This window comes from Arenibacter sp. F26102 (assembly GCF_023015865.1).
GTDB lineage: Bacteria > Bacteroidota > Bacteroidia > Flavobacteriales > Flavobacteriaceae > Arenibacter.
Genome location: NZ_JALKBC010000017.1, coordinates 1 through 20,619, shown reverse-complemented (window position 1 = coordinate 20,619; position 20,619 = coordinate 1). Strand labels below are relative to the sequence as shown.

Annotated in this window: 12 protein-coding genes and 2 tRNA genes; 6 read left to right on the top strand and 8 right to left on the bottom strand. The window is 38.9% G+C overall.

What is annotated here, in order from left to right:
* Nucleotides 1–161 precede the first annotated feature (161 nt).
* Together MWU78_RS19145 and MWU78_RS19140 are read right to left on the bottom strand one after the other, a co-directional pair.
* Nucleotides 162–998 carry a squalene/phytoene synthase family protein gene (locus MWU78_RS19145; RefSeq protein WP_247000804.1) on the bottom strand — a complete coding sequence of 279 codons (837 nt, stop codon included), beginning with the start codon at nucleotides 996–998 and terminating at the stop codon, nucleotides 162–164.
* A 115-nt stretch (nucleotides 999–1,113) separates the two neighbouring features.
* Entirely contained in the window at nucleotides 1,114–3,126 is a 2,013-nt protein-coding gene (locus tag MWU78_RS19140; protein ID WP_247000802.1) for a fasciclin domain-containing protein, read from the bottom strand.
* A gap of 152 nt (nucleotides 3,127–3,278) precedes the next feature.
* Here MWU78_RS19140 and MWU78_RS19135 point away from each other — a divergent pair, with 152 nt between their 5' ends.
* The gene (locus tag MWU78_RS19135; protein ID WP_247000800.1) at nucleotides 3,279–4,160 is read left to right on the top strand and encodes a MerR family transcriptional regulator; all 882 of its coding nucleotides are present in this window, start codon (nucleotides 3,279–3,281) and stop codon (nucleotides 4,158–4,160) included.
* Nucleotides 4,161–4,322: 162 nt separating this feature from the next.
* Here the strand turns inward: MWU78_RS19135 and MWU78_RS19130 are convergent, their stop codons facing one another.
* On the bottom strand, nucleotides 4,323–7,058 hold the full coding sequence (locus MWU78_RS19130; protein ID WP_247000798.1) for an AsmA-like C-terminal region-containing protein: 2,736 nt from the start codon (nucleotides 7,056–7,058) through the stop codon (nucleotides 4,323–4,325).
* A gap of 326 nt (nucleotides 7,059–7,384) precedes the next feature.
* The gene (locus tag MWU78_RS19125) at nucleotides 7,385–8,110 is read right to left on the bottom strand and encodes a queuosine precursor transporter (protein ID WP_247000796.1); all 726 of its coding nucleotides are present in this window, start codon (nucleotides 8,108–8,110) and stop codon (nucleotides 7,385–7,387) included.
* Nucleotides 8,111–8,247: 137 nt separating this feature from the next.
* Between MWU78_RS19125 and MWU78_RS19120 the strand changes: the two genes are divergently transcribed.
* A complete protein-coding gene (locus tag MWU78_RS19120) occupies nucleotides 8,248–10,326 on the top strand; it encodes a DUF5723 family protein (protein WP_247000794.1) in 2,079 nt (692 codons plus the stop codon).
* A 79-nt stretch (nucleotides 10,327–10,405) separates the two neighbouring features.
* On the opposite strand, the gene sppA is transcribed toward MWU78_RS19120, so the two are convergent.
* Nucleotides 10,406–12,166, bottom strand: coding sequence for a signal peptide peptidase SppA (gene sppA / locus MWU78_RS19115; RefSeq protein WP_247000792.1), 1,761 nt, complete (start codon nucleotides 12,164–12,166; stop codon nucleotides 10,406–10,408).
* Between the two features lie 186 nt (nucleotides 12,167–12,352).
* On the opposite strand from sppA, the gene folK reads away from it, so the two are divergent.
* Nucleotides 12,353–13,498 carry a 2-amino-4-hydroxy-6-hydroxymethyldihydropteridine diphosphokinase gene (folK, locus tag MWU78_RS19110; RefSeq protein WP_247000790.1) on the top strand — a complete coding sequence of 382 codons (1,146 nt, stop codon included), beginning with the start codon at nucleotides 12,353–12,355 and terminating at the stop codon, nucleotides 13,496–13,498.
* A 294-nt stretch (nucleotides 13,499–13,792) separates the two neighbouring features.
* Here folK and MWU78_RS19105 read toward each other — a convergent pair whose 3' ends face one another.
* Nucleotides 13,793–14,323, bottom strand: a complete 531-nt coding sequence (locus tag MWU78_RS19105; protein ID WP_247000788.1) for an RNA methyltransferase — start codon at nucleotides 14,321–14,323, stop codon at nucleotides 13,793–13,795.
* Between the two features lie 208 nt (nucleotides 14,324–14,531).
* Between MWU78_RS19105 and mutS the strand changes: the two genes are divergently transcribed.
* The 3 genes from mutS (at nucleotide 14,532) to MWU78_RS19090 (ending at nucleotide 17,570) form a co-directional block, all read left to right on the top strand.
* Nucleotides 14,532–17,108 carry a DNA mismatch repair protein MutS gene (gene mutS / locus MWU78_RS19100; protein WP_247000786.1) on the top strand — a complete coding sequence of 859 codons (2,577 nt, stop codon included), beginning with the start codon at nucleotides 14,532–14,534 and terminating at the stop codon, nucleotides 17,106–17,108.
* A gap of 167 nt (nucleotides 17,109–17,275) precedes the next feature.
* A tRNA-Gly gene (locus MWU78_RS19095) sits at nucleotides 17,276–17,348 on the top strand.
* 138 nt (nucleotides 17,349–17,486) lie between these two features.
* Nucleotides 17,487–17,570, top strand: a tRNA-Leu gene (locus tag MWU78_RS19090).
* Between the two features lie 219 nt (nucleotides 17,571–17,789).
* Here the strand turns inward: MWU78_RS19090 and MWU78_RS19085 are convergent.
* Both MWU78_RS19085 and MWU78_RS19080 read right to left on the bottom strand, forming a co-directional pair.
* Nucleotides 17,790–18,569, bottom strand: a complete 780-nt coding sequence (locus MWU78_RS19085; protein ID WP_247000784.1) for a hypothetical protein — start codon at nucleotides 18,567–18,569, stop codon at nucleotides 17,790–17,792.
* Between the two features lie 173 nt (nucleotides 18,570–18,742).
* The coding region (locus MWU78_RS19080) for a phage tail tape measure protein (protein WP_247000782.1) at nucleotides 18,743–20,619 on the bottom strand (1,877 nt) is incomplete at its 5' end.

Here is a 20,619-nt window from a genome sequence, read left to right as displayed (position 1 = left end):
AGACCTCTATTTAAAAATATAACTGCCTAAAACCTCTCGACTGGGCCTGTCTGCCGACAAGGCAGGCCTACCTGTCCGTAGGCAGGCTCGAGGAGACAAAAACATCGACTTTAATTAATTGATAATCCATTATTTGCATTTTAATTAAAATTGAGCTCAAGTTAAATAGCGTTTAGCTTGTATCTAAAGTAGCCCTTTGCCAATATTACCATTTTCATAGGATTGGAAATATGGATTCTATTGGTAAGTATTTTTTCGGATTTAGTGTGTTTAAGTTTTTTTAAAAGTTTAGAATAGTATTTATAAGCTATATAAACCCCTAATCTACTTTCTATTGGCAATTGAACCAATCCTTGATAGGCCTTTTCAAAGTCTTGCTCAATATCTGCAATAATTTCCTTTTTCACTTCATCGGTCAATTCCTTTTTATGAACATTGGGAAAATATGACCTGCCCAAACTTTCAAGATCTTCTTTTATATCCCTCAAAAAATTAACCTTTTGAAATGCAGACCCTAGATACTTGGCTGAGGATTGAAGGGAATTGAACTTCTCGTTGTCATTATCCACAAACACCCTTAAACACATTAGACCAACCACATCGGCCGATCCATATATATAATTTTCATAAGCTTCTTTTGTGGTGTATTCACATACGTCCAAGTCATATTGCATCCTTTCTAAAAAAACTTCGGCATATTCATAAAGTTCAAATTTATGTACCACAGCCTGAAAAGAGTTGATAATTGGATTTAGGCTAATTTTTCTTTTCAAGGAAAGTTTATATTCCCGGATAAATTCGGTCAGCAATTCCTCTTGATCGTAATCGTGAAATGAATCCACGATCTCATCCGCATACCTAACGAAACCATAAATGGCGTAGATTGCTGGTCTTATTTTGTGCGCGAATAATCTAATGCCTAAAGAAAATGAAGTACTATAGGTACGGGTAACCAATTTACTGCATTTTAAACTGGAAGAATCGAAGAGCGCTTTCAAAATATATGATATTTAAGGTTTAAAAAATATTAATAAGATGAATTATTAAAAGAAACCGACGACCATTAAATGGCCGTCAGTTTCCATAACCAAACTAAACACACTAGTTAATCCTTTATTCGTGTCCTAAAGCGTCCAAAGCTTCCTGTGGCAACAACACTTTATCAATCACATGTACTACCCCATTACTGGCGGCTATATCGGCAGGTGCCACGGCTGCGTCAACATCGGTTTTATCCTGGATGAAAACTCCACCGGTCAAACTTACCGCTACGGATTCGCCCTGCGCCGTCTCTATCATTTGTCCATCGGACAAGTCCGTAGAATAGGCGGCCGTTCCGGCGACTACGTGATATTTTAAAATCTGTGCCAACAATGCTTTTTCCTCGGCAGTGTCAAAATCTGCCAAGCTGTTGTAATCATCACCCAAAGCTTCCAATAGGGCGGCAAAGGCGGTATCGGTAGGTGCGAACACCGTAAAAGGACCATCGGTCTGCAACAGGTCTACCAAACCGGCATCGGCCTGTACCAAAGCTCCTACCAAAAGAGATAGAAATTCGGTATCCATTGCCAATTCTACAATATTTGGCGTTGGCGGCATTAGCGCATCCAAAGCTTCCTGTGGCAATAACACTTTATCAATCACATGTACTACCCCATTACTGGCAGCTATATCGGCAGGTGCCACGGCTGCGTCCACATCGGTTTTATCCTGGATGAAAACTCCACCGGACAAACTTACCGTTACGGATTCGCCTTGCGCCGTCTCTATCATTTGTCCATCGGACAAGTCCGTAGAAAAGGCGGCCGTTCCGGCGACTACGTGATATTTTAAAATCTGTGCCAACAAGGCTTTTTCCTCGGCAGTGTCAAAATCCGCCAAACTGTTGTAATCGTCACCCAAAGCTTCCAATAGGGCAGCAAAGGCGGTATCGGTAGGTGCGAACACCGTAAAAGGACCATCGGTCTGCAACAGGTCTACCAAACCGGCATCGGCCTGTACCAAGGCTCCTACCAAAAGAGATAGAAATTCGGTATCCATTGCCAATTCTACAATATTTGGCGTTGGCGGCATTAGGGCATCCAAAGCCTCCTGTGGCAATAACACTTTATCAATCACATGTACTACCCCATTACTGGCAGCTATATCGGCAGGTGCCACGGCTGCGTCCACATCGGTTTTATCCTGGATGAAAACTCCACCTGTAAGGCTTACCGCTACTGATTCGCCCTGCGCCGTCTCTATCATTTGTCCGTCGGACAAGTCCGTAGAATAGGCGGCCGTTCCGGCGACTACGTGATATTTTAAAATCTGTGCCAACAATGCTTTTTCCTCGGCGGTGTCAAAATCTGCCAAGCTGTTGTAATCTTCACCCAAAGCTTCCAATAGGGCGGCAAAGGCGGTATCGGTAGGTGCGAAGACTGTAAAAGGACCATCGGTCTGCAACAGGTCTACCAAACCGGCATCGGCCTGTACCAAGGCTCCTACCAAAAGAGATAGAAATTCGGTATCCTTTGCCAATTCTACAATATTGGGCATTGGTTCAGGGTTTAGGGCATCCAAAACTTCCTGTGGAATCAAAACCTTGTCTATGACATGTACAATACCGTTGGAAGCCATAATATCCGCAGGTCCAACTTTTGCATCCGTTTCTGTCGGATCTTGAATATAAACATCTCCATCTATTCTAACCATAATCTTTTCACCTTGTAATGTGGTAAATTCTTGACCATTGGTTAGTGAACTGGAAGTAGCGGCAGCGCCAACAACTACGTGATATTTAAGGATGGCAGCTAGAAGTTCCCGTTTCTCCGGAGTATCAAAATCCTCCAAACTGTCAAAGCCGTCCAAACTAGCCAAAAGGGTAGTAAAGGCACTATCGGTTGGTGCAAAAACCGTAAAAGTTCCTTCACCGCTCAATGCTCCTACTAAATCTGAATCGTCGTTTTCATCCGCCTTGATCAAAGCAGCAACTAGGCTACTTAAAATGTCTGTGTTTTGAGCCGTTTCCACTATAGTCTTCAAAGTGGGCTCAACAATAATGTCATTATCATCATCATTGTTACAGGAAACAAAAAGTAACAGTGAACTGAAAAATGTCAAAAAATAAATTCCAATTTTTTTCATGTCTAATGTTTTTAGATTAATACTTAGACAAATATATGCTTTATTTTGTTTTGTACAACTTATTTTATCACAAAGTTAGACATTTTAACAAAATGCATTCTTTATTTTATTATAATTGTTTAACTTTACACTATAATTTATTAGACATTACTATGAGTAGGTATTCCATGGCACAAATCGTTTCCTTAACAGGAATTAACTCACATACGTTGAGAAAATGGGAAAGTAGATATGATTTTTTAGTTCCGGAAAGAACGGAAACCAATATTCGATTTTATTCGGACAGTCAATTAAAAAAGTTATTAAATATAAGTATCTTAAGAAGTCAAGGAGTTCGATTATCGGCGATAGGAAAAATGTCCGACGAAGAAATTCACAAGAAAGTTGCAGAATCTTTGATCAACTCAAACCAAGACGATGAAGTAAAGGCCTTGGTATTAAGCATGATTAATTTGGATGAACAGGAATTTGACAATATAATTAAATCCCAAGTTATTAAAAATGGCATATTGACCACATTCACTGAGGTGATTTATCCATTTCTACATAAAGTTGGGATTCTTTGGGGTATTAATAAGATTATGCCGGCACAGGAACATTTTGTTTCAAACTTAATCCGTCAAAAAATATGTTCTGCAATAGATTTATTGCCGATCGCTCCGAAAAACGCACCAAAGATTATCTTGTTCCTGACCGAAGGGGAAAATCATGAAATAGGATTATTACTAGCTTCCTTTATTGCCAAAAAACTAGGGTGGAGAGTTTTTTACCTCGGACAGAATGTACCCTATGACAATGTAAAGACCATGGCAGAGTTGGTAAAGCCCAATTATCTACTAACCTTTTTTATTACCACAACCCCATCAGTGGTTGAAGAAAAGGTTCATAGATTGTCATCGGAGACCAATACACCCCTTTTATTCTCTGGAAGTCCAATTAATCTTGAAACTGAAAAATATGATAAAATGGTAACCTACCTCAAAAATCCAAAGGATTTAATTACAGTTTTGGAGCAAGTTTTGTCATCAACTTAGACAGGTACATCACCACCAATCTATCTTAACAGTGAAACAACTATTGTGGCTATATATGAAATAGGTGCATACTAATCCTCAAAATTAGTATGCATCCATTAATTTCCATCCTAAAATCTATTAAGATATTACCCTAAGGGTTTCAATTCCTCTTTAATTTGTTTACTGAACACTATCTTTTGGTTTTTCCGCTTCTTGTTTCTTTTTGCTCAAAAGCCCGCCCAATATTTTTTTAGCTACTTCTTTCTGGGCTTCCTTTTTTGCTATTGCTGTAGTATCGGTTTTCCCTGTTGAATCCACCTTTTTGGTTGTTCCCCCCAATAGGCCACCGATAACATCTTTGGCACTCTCCTGATTTTTCATTTTAGTGGAATCTGTGGCTTTCTGATTTTTGGTGATAAGGTCCCCAATAAAATCCTTGGCCTTATCCTTGCCCTTATTGATCAATTTCTGTTTTTCTATCTCAACAAGTTGGCCCGTTAAATTTTTTATACCCGAAGTAAGATCGGTTGTCACCGTAGGACTCGTATACCCACCACCTATATTGGCAGTCACTGGGATTGTTAAATTTTCCAAGGATTTCTCATCAATTTTAGCGATTAAACTGCTAATGTCCTTTCCCAAATATTTCGCTGGCACTTCAATGGTAGCAGCATAGTTCAATTTTTGGTCAAATGTGTGGCTACCGGCCACATTTATGGCAAAATCCTGGTATTTAATCGTAAATGGCTTAACTTTTACCACACCATCCTCGAACGTCAAGGCCGTTTTCAAATCCTTTATATTTAATTTTTCAAGATTCAAAAAACTTAGCTTACTATCCAACTCACTAAGTAGGGGTGCGCTTTTGGCATCAATTTGATTTGTCATCAATTCGGCCAAAATATTACCAGAAATGGTACTTAAATTCGGGGTAAAGTCATCCTTTAAACTTCCCGATATCTGCACATCTGAATTTAAGGTTCCCTGAAGAATCTTTGCAATAGGCGCCAATGTCCTAAACATTTCCAAAGCTTTGAAGGTCTCAGCAATCTTAAAACTTTCCATCCCCAGTTTCATGGCAAATGTGGGTGTGACATCCTTGGTGGACACCTCTCCGTTCAAGGCCAATTTACCGTCGAATATTGAAGATGTCATATTGGTCAGAATTGCCTTTTCATCCTTAATTCGAAGAGTTCCTTTTACATCCTTTAGGGTAAGATTATCATAAATTACAGTGTTGGCGCTGGCATTTATGGTACAATCCAAAAAGGAAGGTATCTTTATTTTTTCCTCAGTGGATGTAGTTGCCGCCCCTTCTTCTCCACTACTGTTCCCTATGGTCTCTTCAGCCACCATAAAATCATTAATGGCAAAAGAGTTGGACTTTAGATTAAAATTGCCCTCTACATTTTCATTGTTGAACATAAACCCCAGTAGGTTATTGATGGTCCCGGAGGCATCAAAATCGGTCTTGCCAGTTGCCCCTTCCAATTTGTTTAGGGTTACCGTGGCTGGATTAAACGTAACCGAAGTGCTTTTTAAAATAATAGGGTTGGGAAATTCATCGGACTTATATTCAAAGTCCATTAAATTAAGGGTACCATTGGTCTTCGTATTCTCATACTTCTTATTTTCTATGGAAGCCATATCGAAAGCCGTTGAAATATCGGCATTCAAAATTCCCTTTAAATTTAAATCGGCAGGCACTGGATAAGCTTTGGAGATATTTGCTAAATTCATCTTACCATCTATCTTGGCATTCACCTTAGTATTGCCCATAAGGTCACTTATTTTGGCAACCATATTAAATTTGTCCTCGTCTATCATAAAGGACAACCTACGGATATCCACATAGGTATCTTCTACAATTCCAGTATTATTGGAAATTTCGGTATCTATAAATACGTTTCGGACCGATTTTGGCAAATCGGGATATTTAAAGGAGGCATTATCAGAATTTATATCGATTTTGAACTGAGGGATATGATCATCGTCCACAACGCCCTTAAATACACCTGCAACCGTAAAGTTTCCAGTGGTGGACACCTGTTCTATATTTTTGGAATATGCTGCTGGAATAACCGCTAAAAAGTTCTTAAAGTCAGAAGAAGGCGTTCTAAAACTAATGTTCACCTCCTGATTGTTTTCATTCAATTTAACAAAACCTTCAAATACCAAGGCCAGTTGATTTACCATGGCCTCATTCTTTAATAAAGTATATTTATTTTCTTTTAGATCCACGCCTATAAGAGCCTTCAATTGGACTGGATTCCTATTTAGGTATTGTGTACTGTCCATTTCAAAAGAGACCAAACCACTGGTCTCCGTATCCAATTCAGAATTCTCCAAGGAAAGATCTCCCCTACCACTATGGTTCATTTCAGAAATTGCAAATGACATGCCACTGGAAAGGTCATCATATTTAATAGCCGCATTATTAATTGCATACGACTCCATGGACAGGGTAAAACCACTATCAGTGGAGGCTGTATCCACTGAGGAAGAACCATCATCAACGGCAATATCATAGTTTGCCTTTTCTTCCTTGTCCACTTTCACATTCAATAGTGGACCATCAAGTATTAAACTTTTAATAACAATTGGCTCACTGGCTTCCTTAAAAAGTTCTTTTATAGACATGTCCAAGGTTACCTTGTTGGAAGCGAAAAGGGTATCGCCCTGAAAAGGGGCCTTATTAATCAAGGTTATATCACTTAAGGTAACTGTGGCATTGGGAAAACTTCTAAATAGACTTAAATCCGCATCGGCAAAATCGAACGTGGCATTGATGCTATTATTCACCTTATTCTTAATTATATCCGCAATTTTGCCCTTTAAGAAAAATGGGGTTGCAATTAGCAATAAAATTATCACCAAAAAAAAGCCTCCAACAATCTTTAAAATTTTATTTTTCATCTGTTACTATTTACAATATTATAAGCAATACAATCAATTTATGGCCAAGAAGGAGCAATTCCCCCTTTTTCTTAGTATTCTTTTGTTTTACATTCCGGCTATGGCCCAATATTACATAGAAATTGACCATAAGTTTAAACGTATACCTTCAAATATTGACGCAATTCTACAATAAATTGCCAAGCAAAATTCAAATTCACATCCAGTTTAAATAATATTTAACACTGAAACAAATATCAGTCTTAGCTTGGACTCCTACTATTATAACCCTAGATGATTATTGCGTTATTGGTCCCTTCGTTAAGAACAGAGAAAAGCAAGTTTTATTATGCTTCGAGATCAATTTCCTGGTTTACTTTCAGATTAAACCGCCTTCTAAACAGATATACAAAAAAATACAGAAAAGGGGTATCGAAGAATGCCACAATTACCTTAAAGACAAAACCACTGACAACGAGTCCGTAGAACATGGACCACGGCAACACTTCAAATATACACAGAAGGCCCACAACTGTAAACGTGTCGATGAACTGCGAAAGAAAAGTCGAAAAATTATTACGTAGCCAAAGATGTTTCCCTTTGGTCAATTTTTTCCAGAAATGATAAATACCTATATCTATATATTGAGCAAAAAGATAGGCCAACATTGAAGCAAGAACTGCAATTGGAGATAGGGCAAAAACATGGCCAAACACCTCATCACTAACCGGTGAATTTGGCAATGCAGGGACCAAGTTGGCCAGCAATACTATCCCCATGGAAAAAAAGGATGCAAAAATTCCCGCAGTTACAATTTGGTTCGCCTTTTTTCTACCATATATTTCCGAAATAAGATCCGTAATCAAAAAAGTAAGGGGATAGGGCAAAATACCAACAGAAATTTCAAATAACGAAGCTCCTAAAACCGTAACATCCCCAAAAGGCCTCCAATAAAAAAACTTCTGAAAAATTAGATTGGAAACTACCAAGGAGGTAATAAACAAAGCTCCCAAATAGAGATAAATCTTAAAAGCCAGCTTCTTATCCTCTTCCTTTAAGACCGAATTCCCCATAGAAAAATTAAAAATTTTAACATATTATAATTTAATCCAAATTAAAGCGTTCCTACAATTTGACTCTTGAAAAAACTCAAATTTACGAGAACAGGGGTCGATTAACAATAAAAATGAAATAAACTAAATTTTTAAGCATGAACAAAAGTATTTTAGTGGCATTCTTAATTCTATTTACCACCATGGTGAAGGCCCAATCTTATATTGGATTAGGCACTGACAATTACAACGGGGTACATGGCATAATTTCCAATCCGGCCAATATAGTGGACTCTAGACTTAAGACGGATATAAACCTTATAGGGGTCAGTGGCTTAATAGGAAACGACTATTACAGTGCAAAGTTTGGAGATATCTTTAAGGACAGTTTTGATTTTGATGATGATGGAACAAAATCACCCAAAAATGCCAATAATGCTTATGGCAATGTTGATATTTTGGGACCTTCTTTCATGTTCAACATCAATTCCAAAAATTCATTGGCAGTCTTTACCAGAGGCAGGGTATTTTTCAATGTCAACGAAATTAATGGAGATACCTATGACAACATTTCCAATGAGTTCGATGAAAATGAGGATTTCAATGTGGATGAAGGCGACTATCAGATGAGCGCCAATGCCTGGGCAGAAACAGGAATCACCTATGCCACAGTGCTAATGAATGAGGAACAACATTTTCTTAAGGGAGGTATCTCATTAAAATATTTAATGGGATATGGCAATGTTTATTCAGGCGGAAAGAATATAGTTATAGATTATGATGCGGACGGTTCCGGAACTACAGGAAGCATTGACTCCCAAGGTGAAATATCCTACGGAAACAGTGACAATATTACGAACGATTTTGAAGACTACGAATTTGTTAAAAGTGCGGACGGCTTTGGAGTAGACCTAGGTTTTATTTACGAATGGCGCCCTAATTTTGCAGACTATACCGTTACCGACAAGGATGGCAATCCGTATGCTCCAAAAGACATCAATAAATACAAATTGAAATTTGGACTATCCTTAACGGACCTGGGCAGCCTTAAATATAAAGGTACAGAAAATGCCTACGACATTACCAATTCTATTAGTGAAGACGATTTTGATAGCGAAGAAGGGTTTGAGGACAAACTAAACAACCTTTATACACAAATCAGGTCTGGAAACGCCTCAAAAGCAGTTTTGCCTACAGCCTTGCATCTAAATGCTGATTGGAACATTAACAATCACTTTTATATGAATCTAAATACCGATTTATCAATAACTTCAAAAAGCAATACCAATACCAATAGTATTGCCAACATTGTATCCCTTACTCCTAGGTTCGAAAGCAAATGGTTCAGTTTTTATTCTCCGGTCAGTTATATACAAAACCTAGGTGTCCAATGGGGAGCTGGATTAAGGGCAGGACCACTGTATATTGGTTCTGGCTCCATTTTAACAGTTTTGACCAGTGACAAATCCAAAGGTGCGGATGTTTATGCCGGATTAAAAATTCCTATTTACCAATCCAGACCAAAAGACAAGGATGAGGATGGGGTGTTGGATAAGGTGGATGGATGTCCAGAGGTTCCTGGACCTGTAGAAAACAATGGTTGTCCTTGGGAAGATACGGATGGTGACCAAGTATTGGACAAAGATGACAACTGTCCAGAGGAAGCAGGAATTATAGAAAACAAAGGGTGTCCTTGGGAAGATACGGACAATGATGGTGTATTGGATAAGGATGACAATTGTCCGGAAGAAGCTGGGGTTGCAGAAAACCAAGGGTGTCCTTGGCCAGATACCGATGCTGATGGCGTATTGGACAAAGATGACAATTGCCCCGAGGTAGCCGGAACAGTTGCCAACAACGGATGTCCTGAAGTTACTGAGGAGGTACAAAAAACCTTAAATGAGTATGCCAAGACTATTTTGTTCAATTCCGGAAAGGCTACGATCAAAATAGAGTCTACTAATGTTTTAGTGGATATCATAAAAATACTTAACGAATACCCCAATGCCAAATTCACTGTTGAGGGCCATACGGATAGTATAGGCAGTGTGCCGTCCAATCAGAAACTTTCAGAGGAAAGGGCACTTTCCGTTAAGAACTTCTTGGTTGAAAAAGGAATCGACAGCTCTAGATTGACTTCCATTGGTTACGGCGAAAGTAAACCAATTGCGACCAATATGTACAAAGCAGGACGCGCAGAAAATAGGCGTGTGGAAATTAACCTGGCAAAAAACTAGTTTACAAATATTTACTTAATATCAAAGCCCCTTTTTTCGAAGGGGCTTTTTGTATAATCATAGTTGGGTTAAATAAATCCTACTTGATATTCAGGGTAAAAGGCATTCTGGCCTGAATTCCCTTATTTTCCATCGCGGATTTTAACTCCTTTAGAATTGAATAGGCTTCTAGACCAATTTCCTTCTGAATAAAAGTCTCTTTGCTTTTGGCACTGGCACCTCCCATGTCTTCCATAAATTTCTCAAAATCCGATTTATACTTTGGAAGTTTTCTTACACTGTAATTATCTAGATTTACCATTTTAGCTGCCTCGGCAATAGCCTCATCCAGTCCACCCAGTTCGTCTACCAGACCTAAGCGCAACGCATCTACCCCACTCCATACGCGACCTTGGGCCAAACTATCTGCCTGAGCTATGGAAATACCCCTGCCCTGAGCTACCCTATCCAAAAATGTTTCGTAGGTGGCTTCTATTCCCTCAAGTACATTATTTCTGAAATTATCGTTCATCGGTTCAAATAGGGAATACTCCACTGAGTTTTGGTTGGTCCCTACTTGTTCCGCATTTACACCCATATTCTTGGCCAATTCACTAATATTTGGAACAGTACCAAAAACACCTATAGACCCCGTAATGGTAGTAGGTTCTGCAAAAATCTTATCGGCCCCGGCTGCAATATAATATCCTCCGGAAGCGGCAACATCGCCCATAGAAACCACAACAGGTTTGGACTGTTTGGTAATTTCAATTTCGCGCCAGATAATATCGGAAGCCAATGCACTTCCACCTGGAGAATTCACCCTCAGTACTATGGCTTTAACATCATCATCTTCCCTGGCCTTCTTGAGTGCATCATTAATAATTCCTTGACCAATTACATCCGACCCTCCCTCTCCGTACCATATTTCGCCTTGGGCATAAATCACCGCAATCTTTCCCTTGCCACTATTGATTTTTATTTTGCTCGCGGTATTAATATAATCTGATATGCCAACATAGTTAATATCCATATCGTCCTCTATTGCTAAAGCCTCTTTAATCTTTGATTCATATTCATCAAAAAATATAACATCATCTATCAATCCGGACAAAGCTGCGTATTTTGGTGTCCTGGTCCCTAAGGTATCCGCTATATGATTTAAATTTTCAATTGAAATATTCCTACTATCGGAAATATTGGTAAGCATTGAATCCCACAAAGCATCCAGTAACTCCTTGATCTGTGTTCTATTGGCATCGCTCATTTCGTTCGCCAAAAAAGGTTCAACCGCACTTTTGTATTTCCCATGGCGAATTACTTCCATTTTAACACCGGTCTTTTCCTGCAAATCTTTAAAAAATAACACTTCCGTTGAAAGTCCTTTAAACTCCAGGGCCCCCACTGGATTAAGAAATATCTCTTTAGCTACACTGGCCAAATAATAATCTTTCTGGGTATAGAAATCCCCATAAGCGTATATAAATTTCCCACTACCTTCAAACTCAATTAAGGCATCGCGTATAGCCTTGGTTTGTGATAAGCCGGCCATAAGCACATTATTATTTAGACTTATCCCTTTTATTTTATTGTCGTCCTTGGCCACGCGAATGGCGTGTAATATATCGTCCAATCCTTGTTTAACACTGAAAAGCCCTGCAAAAGGGTTGGAATCGTCCATTCCCACATAATCACTGATGGGTGTCTGCAATTGTATTTCCAAAACGGAATTATTCTTGACCACCACAGTGTCTTCTCCCCTTCCGATAAGGGCTGCCAATACAAGAAACATTACAAACATGATTCCAAAGGCTATGAGACAACCTATAATTGCCGCTAATAAATTTCTTAAAAAGTTCATTCGATATAAGTATTACTAATAACGTGCAAAGATAGCCAATGTGGAATTTATGCGATTAAAAATATTGAATTATATATATCCCAAATATTAGAATTTGCAACCAGATGAAGGTAGATGAAATTTGACCGTGTTTTTGGCAATTCCCTTTATAGAGTGGATTTCTTTTGTTTACTTTGCTCGCTAATTATGAATAAGACCGTAACAACATATCTTTCACTTGGAAGTAATTTAGGGGATAAACTAAACCACCTACAGGAGGTGGTGTTTTTAATCCATTCCACTATCGGAAATGTTGTTAAGATAAGTCCAATTTACGAAACACCGGCATGGGGTTTTGAGGGGGAAAATTTTTACAATTGCTGCATTGCAATAGAAACCACCCTAACGCCATTAGATTTGTTAAAAAAATTATTGGAAATAGAAACAAGGCTGGGTAGGTCGCGAAATGAAGCGGTTGGGTACACCTCCAGGACTGTGGATATCGACATAATATATTATGATAGGGAAATAATTAATTCCGAGGCGCTGACCATCCCCCACCCCAGTCTTCAATTGAGAAGATTTGTCCTGAGGCCCTTGGCAGACATAGCACCACAGTTTTATCATCCTGTTCTGAACAAGGACACTAGAAATCTCTTACAGGAATGCAAGGACAAAAGCAATATTAAACGAACCCAACATAAGCTATACACTACCAGAACACAGCTTTTCTCTCAATTGCAATATATTGCTATTGAAGGAAATATTGGTGCCGGAAAAACCACATTGGCCCATAAAATAGGACACGATTTTAACGCAAAATTGGTTTTGGAACGATTTGCGGACAACCCTTTCCTTCCTAAATTTTATGAAGATCAAGCTAGGTTTGCCTTTCCACTGGAAATGTCCTTTCTTGCCGACCGTTACCAGCAATTTATGGACGACACCTCACAATATGATCTGTTCAAGAATTTTATGGTAAGCGATTACGACATTAACAAGTCCCTCATTTTTGCCAAAGTTACCTTACAGGAGGAGGAATTTAAACTCTACCGGAAGCTTTTTAACCTCATGCACAAAGAAATCAAGAAGCCAACTATGTACATCTATCTGTACCAAAACACGGAACGACTTCTACAAAATATAAAGCGAAGGGGAAGAGATTACGAACAAAATATTGCACCTGAATACTTAGAGAAGTTAAACCGCGGCTATTTCGACTTTTTAAAAAGCTTTCCCGAGCAGAACAATCTAATTTTGGATGTAAGCGAATTGGATTTTGTTGAAAACCAAGAGGATTATGAGGTGATATTGGACCAGATACAAAAATTTACGGTAAAACTATCATTTTAAGATAATTTTCACATATTACTTGCACAGAACAAATCAATTTATTTACTTGCGCCTCCAATAAAGTCGTTTTCAGCCATATGGCACATCATAAAAATTGATGGAAAGACTTCAAGGTTTTAAACTAACTAACTCAAACTATATATTGCCGACCCAACCATTAGGTTGGGTTTTTGGTTTTATATAGGCAGACTTTTTTTTGATTTTTGGCGAACAAAAAAATAAACAAACACTGCCTTTGAGATGGTGTATCCTTACTTTATATAGGGAACTCACTGTTTTTGGGCTTGACTCATTTTACCCCTTCAATTTGGCCCAGAGATCCCAAACCACGATTCCCACGCTTACCGAAATATTCAACGAGTGCTTGGTACCGTATTGTGGAATTTCCAAGACCAGATCACTACCTGAGACTACATCTTGGGAAACTCCTTTTACTTCGTTCCCAAAAATTAAGGCATATTTTTCTTTTTTATCCACTTCAAAATCGTTTAGCATGACTGCATTTTCTGCTTGTTCAACAGATAGCGAAGTGTAGCCCACATGCTTTAGTTCCTCCAACAATTCCATGGTGTTTTCCCGATATTCCCAGGTAACACTATCTGTAGCTCCCAAAGCAGTCTTATGAATGTCCTTATGAGGTGGGGTCGCAGTTATTCCGCACAAGTATATTTTTTCGATCAAAAAGGCATCCGCCGTCCTAAAAACCGATCCAATATTGTTCAAGCTCCTTACATTATCCAAAACAATACAAATAGGAGTCTTTTCCACCTGTTTAAACTCATCTACATTAAGTCGGTCCAATTCGCTATTCTCCAATTTACGCATACAATCCAATATTAAATTTAATTTTCATACCACTTGTACTGTGGTATAAACCCCTCTCCAACCGACATAAAGTTATCCCCAAAATATCAACAATAGTGTACATTCCGGTAGATAAACCTTACATTCGTTGTTTCAGAAAGGAATGCAAAAATAAGTTAATAAAATCGCTTTGGCCGACTCGGGAAAAACAAAAAAGGTAACCCCTTTAATGAAGCAGTACAATACCATTAAGGTGAAATATCCTGATGCTCTATTATTGTTCCGTGTCGGGGATTTTTACGAAACTTTTGGGGAAGACGCCGTTAAGGCCTCCAAGATATTGGGCATTATCCTTACCCACCGTAACAACGGAGGGGATCGAACGGAATTGGCAGGTTTCCCGCACCACTCCTTAAATACCTATTTACCAAAACTGGTAAAAGCAGGGCAACGTGTGGCCATATGCGATCAGCTGGAAGATCCGAAACTCACCAAGACCATAGTTAAAAGGGGTGTTACCGAACTAGTGACCCCGGGGGTGGCCATGAACGATGATATCCTATCGGCCAAAACCAATAATTTTCTATGTGCGGTACATTTTGGCCGAAAGAGATTAGGTATATCCTTTGTAGATATATCAACAGGCGAATTTTTAACTTCGGAAGGAAATGAAGAACAGATAGACAAATTACTACAGAATTTCTCCCCTAACGAGGTATTGGTATCTAAAGCTAATAAAAAGGAATTCCTGGAAGTATTTGGCAAAAACTTCCATACATTCTTTACGGAAGACTGGATTTTTCAGGATGACTATGCCCTTGAAACCCTCACCAATCATTTTAAAACAAAAAGCTTAAAAGGTTTTGGCGTAGACCATTTATCCCATGGCATAGTAGCTGCTGGGGTTGTATTACACTACCTTTCCGACACCCAGCACCGACAATTACAGCACATCAACACCCTTCAACGTATTGCGGAAGAGGAATATATTTGGATGGATCGGTTTACGATAAGAAACCTGGAACTATACCATTCCAATAACCTAAATGCCGTTACGCTTTTAGATGTCATAGACAAAACCATTTCGCCCATGGGCGGAAGAATGCTGAAAAGGTGGTTGGCACTTCCTTTGAAGAATATTGAAAAAATCCGTAGAAGGCATCAGGTAATTACCTATTTGACCGAAAATGAGGTTGCCCACCATAAATTGCAGAGTGGCATTAAGTTGATCGGGGATTTGGAACGGTTAATTTCCAAAGTGGCCACGGGAAAAATTAATCCGAAGGAAGTGGTTCAGCTTAAAAATTCCTTGGAGGCCATTGTTCCCATAAAGCAAATCACCACCAAAAGCAAAAATGAAGCATTAAACCTTATTGGAGATCAATTGCATACCTGTGATATGCTAAGATCTAAGATCAAAGAAATGATCAGTGAGGAGGCTCCGGTGAATATGCTCAAAGGCAGTACTATAGCAAAAGGATATTCTACCGAATTGGACGAATTGAGAGGCCTGGCTTTTTCCGGAAAGGACTATTTGGACAAAATGCTGCAAAGGGAAACCGAACGCACGGGCATTAGCTCCCTAAAAATAGCCTCCAACAATGTCTTTGGTTACTATATAGAAGTACGGAACACCCATAAGGACAAGGTCCCTGAGGACTGGATACGAAAGCAGACCTTGGTAAATGCCGAACGCTATATCACCGAAGAGCTAAAAGAATATGAAGCCAAAATATTAGGTGCGGAAGAGCGAATTTTAAGTTTGGAGCAGCAGTTGTTCTCACGATTGGTAGTTTGGATGCAGGAATATATAGCACCGGTACAAAATAATGCCTACCAAATTGCCCAACTGGATTGTCTTTGCGGCTTTACCCAGTTGGCCAAGGAGAACAATTATGTTTCCCCGGACATGGATGATTCCACCGAACTGTCGATCATTGGAGGAAGGCATCCGGTTATTGAAAAGCAATTGCCCTTGGGAGAAGCCTATATTGCCAATGATCTCACCCTAAATAGGGACGAGCAACAGATTATAATGATTACCGGTCCCAACATGAGCGGTAAATCGGCCATATTAAGACAAACAGCGCTTATAGTATTGTTGGCCCAAATGGGAAGTTTTGTACCGGCCGATGCTGCTAAAATTGGTTATGTAGATAAAATATTTACACGGGTCGGTGCCAGCGACAATATTTCTATGGGGGAATCTACCTTTATGGTGGAAATGAACGAAACCGCCTCCATTCTTAACAACCTCTCCGAGCGCAGTTTGGTGCTTTTGGACGAAATTGGCAGGGGTACCAGCACTTATGATGGAATCTCTATAGCCTGGGCTATATCAGAATACCTGCATGAGCATCCTGCAAGGGCCAAAACTTTATTTGCCACCCATTACCACGAGCTCAATGAAATGACCTCTACATTTGGCCGCATTAAAAATTTCAATGTATCTGTAAAAGAATTGAAGGACAATGTGCTCTTTTTACGCAAATTGACCCCGGGCGGCAGTGAGCATAGTTTTGGTATACATGTGGCCAAAATGGCAGGTATGCCACAACAGGTCATCCATAAGGCGAATAAAATTCTTAAAAAGCTGGAAAAATCGCATTCCAGCGAGGAGCTTTCCGATAAATTACAATTGGTGCAAAACGAAATGCAACTAAGCTTTTTTAATTTGGACGATCCTTTGTTGGAACAGATCAAAGAAGAAATTACCCATTTGGACATCAACACCTTAACTCCTGTGGAAGCCTTGATGAAACTAAATGAAATAAAGCGTTTGCTCACCAAAAAGAAAAATGCCTAGTAATTAATAATGTAGGCCAATACGCCAATATTTCCGATCTAATATATTCACCTTGGGGGTATTATAATTATTTTGATTCTTTTTAGTGAAAAGTTCTTTGCTTTTTATAGAATTATATTAAATTTGCTCCCGCATCCTGAAAAGGATGCTACGTTCATTTTTAAATTGCGAAAATAGCTCAGTTGGTAGAGCGCCACCTTGCCAAGGTGGAGGTCGCGGGTTCGAATCCCGTTTTTCGCTCATTTTTTTGAAAGTTGAAAAACGACAATAATTGATTCTTACGAAAAGCGACCTTGGTCGCAGGCCTGCCTGACGGTAGGCAGGTTCGAATCCCGTTTTTCGCTCCATTGTAAAATCTATTCTGCTTTGAGCAGCTAGGCTCGAGTGGTGGAATTGGTAGACACGTTGGACTTAAAATCCAATGGACATTAGTCCGTGCGGGTTCAAGTCCCGCCTCGAGTACAAAAACCCTTTTTAATCTGTTGATTATTAAGGGTTTTTTAGTTTGTATGACTATATTTTCCCCACATATTCCCCACATATTACATTTAAGTACAAAAATTTAAAGCTTCGTAGTTTTAGCGGTTCTCCAAAGAAAAAGCCCATAGACGTAATGTTTACAGGTTTTTTAGATTACGATTAACAATTCAGTTAATAAATTCGGTAAATAATGAAACTGATTCACTCATCCTTATATTCTAATTCCTGTGAAATAGAATTATAGAACACCACCAATAATTCACTAACGATTTTTAATTCTTTGATTAAATCTTGAAATTCTTTCCTTAAATCATTTATCCTTTTACCATTAAATTGCATTTTCAAAGAATTAAAAATCCCCTTCATCTTTCTAGTCTTATTAGCAATAATCTTAATCGAAACTGATATTTTATTGTATTCCTCTGACTTAAAATCATATTTAAATAAGTGTCCAAATCGAAGATGTGCAAATGTTATTAAATTTTCAAACTCATCAATTTTAGTAGTTGCTTCTGACATTTTATAAAGCTCATTATTTAAATGATTGCTCAAATCCTCTGAAAGTCGATTTTTCAAATCTTTTTTGAGAGCACTTTTATTTGCATCATCATAATTATTATTGTTTATTATTTCATCTAATGAAGCATTATGAAAATTTAATATGAATTCTGTTTGATCAAAAAAATCAGATAATGCCGTTGCCAAACTATTTAATGTTGGCGAAAATTCGGTTAACTCTTTATAGGCATCCATTCGTCTTAATTTTACATTCAAAATATAATTTTCTTTATTAGAATTTTTAGCAACTATTACCGTTATATACCCTAATAAAACCAAACTAGCAAACGAAATAATAGGATTAAGAATACCACCAAAATAATCACCAAAACTCCCCCATTCCGCAATGCTATTCGAAATACTATAACTTTTGAATTGCAAAACAAACAAAACTGTTGGAATTAGAATTGCAATAATTGACATTGAGAATATCATTAACATAACATAATACTTCAAGTTCCTATTTTCTAATTTGGATTTGGATTTCATCGTTTTCAAAATAGATTACACTTGGGTAAGATAACATTTTAGATAATAAAAAAACCGCTAAACTAATAGCGGTCTTTCACATCAAAATAAATGGACAAACAAAAATTTTAATTCATTCCTTGGGTATTGGTTAACCTTATCGGTATAGCAACGGGTCCGTTTGATTTTGCCGATTCCACGTTGTTTCCATTATCTCTAATATTAAGGTCTATACTACCCCGTACCATGGCGTCCCTTGTGGCCTGTCGGCTTTGTTCTGCCCTAACTTCCGGACCGTCCAATGGTTTGCGGCTGTCGTTCACATCCAATTCACCGGACATTTCGCCGATTTTATCCAACCCAATGGATGCCATTTTTCCGACCTTACCGGGCATATTGGATAACAACGTTAATAATTGTTTCATTGGCCATAAAATGTACTTCATTAGGCTTTGGCCAATGTTTTTAAAGAAATCCGTAAAACTGAAATTCTTGAACCATTTCACCAGGTTGTCCCATACCGCGCCGATCATTCCGGTAAACGTTTTCCATTGTTTACCAAACCACGCGGTTATATCATCCCAATAATAAAATATAGCGATTAACGCCCCAATTGCCGCAATTATAGCTAAAATAGGCCATAACCCTAAATTTAGGGCCACCCCAAACGCTGTGGTTGCGGTGGTGGCCAACCAGGTGCCGGCGGTGGTGACTGCCATTATTGTTTTATAGGCACCTAATGCAACGGCATTTTGCCCAATTGCTATGGATGCCGTTGCACTTAAAGCACTATGGACACCCAAAACAACGTTATATGCCGCAAACGCGGCCTGTGAACCATACACCAATACTTTTAACGCTCCAAAGGTGCCAATTAAGCCCGCTCCAAAGGCCACAACCGTTTCCATGTTGTCCGCTACAAAGAATAATGTATTTTGAACCTTTTCTAACCCGGTTCCAGTGGTTGCCGTTCCAATCAAAACATTATTAAAGCTGTTACGGACAGAATCCAAGGCGGTGTTAACCGTTTTAGATGCCGCGGAAAATTCGTTGTTTAAATCAATATTCTGCTTAAATGCTAAATTGGCCAACTTCAATTTTTCATCCAACAAATTAAAGTTTGTGGCCAATGGGATAATCCCTTTAGATACCGTTTCCCCATCCAAACCTAAACCGGACAACGTTTGTTGAACGCTGCCCCCTTGAACACTTATATTATTTAGCCCTTTGATCAACGCGGTAAACGCCGCTGTTTTATCCGATGCAAAAATATTTTTAGCTTCTTTAGAGGTCAACCCCATTACCTTGGCATAGGCCGCCAATGTTTTGCCACCTTTTATAGTCGCGTCCTCAATACCTCTAAACACCTTACCAACAGCCGTTCCCGCGGCTTCGGGCCGAACATCCAAAGATTTTAACGCCGTGGAAATTCCAAGTATTTGGGTCGATTGTAATTTATATGCAGCCGTTGCCCTGGCTACCTCACTTGCAACCCCCAATATTTCCGATTCCGTCGCGGCCGATGTATTACCAAGCCCGACCAATGCAGACGCAAACCGATCCACTACCCCGACACCCTCACCGGTAATTGTTAATAATCGAGCAATTGACGCGGCCCCGGCTTCCCCTTGTATATCGCTCGCTTTTTCTAATTTTGATAAGGTGGTTGAAAACTTTAAAATATTGGCGTTTCCTGTTACTCCAAGTTGCCCCGCAACCTGTCCCAATTCCAATAGTTTATCTGACGAAATGCCGCGCAATTTTTTAGATGTCATCAACACTTCATTACTGAACTGTTTTAAATCTTTGCCTATAATGCCGGTTGTTTTGCTAACTCCAACCAATCCCGTTTCGTAGTCCCGGATCCCCCCTATTCCGCTAGCAAATAAGGTCCCCAGGCCAATACCAAGAGTTAATTTGGTAAGATTGCCCAGTTTAGAAAAAGTCCGATTTATTGAATGATCAAACCGCTTTATTGCCGCAATTCCATTGTTTGAAAAATTAC

Bases quoted from the DNA above. Each gene is read 5' to 3' on its own strand.
- MWU78_RS19140 (WP_247000802.1), bottom strand. From the start codon at position 3,126: ATGAAAAAAATTGGAATTTATTTTTTGACATTTTTCAGTTCACTGTTA.
- folK (WP_247000790.1), top strand. From the start codon at position 12,353: ATGAATAAGACCGTAACAACATATCTTTCACTTGGAAGTAATTTAGGG.
- mutS (WP_247000786.1), top strand. From the start codon at position 14,532: ATGAAGCAGTACAATACCATTAAGGTGAAATATCCTGATGCTCTATTA.
- MWU78_RS19130 (WP_247000798.1), bottom strand. From the start codon at position 7,058: ATGAAAAATAAAATTTTAAAGATTGTTGGAGGCTTTTTTTTGGTGATA.
- MWU78_RS19085 (WP_247000784.1), bottom strand. From the start codon at position 18,569: ATGTCAATTATTGCAATTCTAATTCCAACAGTTTTGTTTGTTTTGCAA.
- MWU78_RS19105 (WP_247000788.1), bottom strand. From the start codon at position 14,323: ATGCGTAAATTGGAGAATAGCGAATTGGACCGACTTAATGTAGATGAG.
- MWU78_RS19120 (WP_247000794.1), top strand. From the start codon at position 8,248: ATGAACAAAAGTATTTTAGTGGCATTCTTAATTCTATTTACCACCATG.
- MWU78_RS19125 (WP_247000796.1), bottom strand. From the start codon at position 8,110: ATGGGGAATTCGGTCTTAAAGGAAGAGGATAAGAAGCTGGCTTTTAAG.
- sppA (WP_247000792.1), bottom strand. From the start codon at position 12,166: ATGAACTTTTTAAGAAATTTATTAGCGGCAATTATAGGTTGTCTCATA.
- MWU78_RS19135 (WP_247000800.1), top strand. From the start codon at position 3,279: ATGAGTAGGTATTCCATGGCACAAATCGTTTCCTTAACAGGAATTAAC.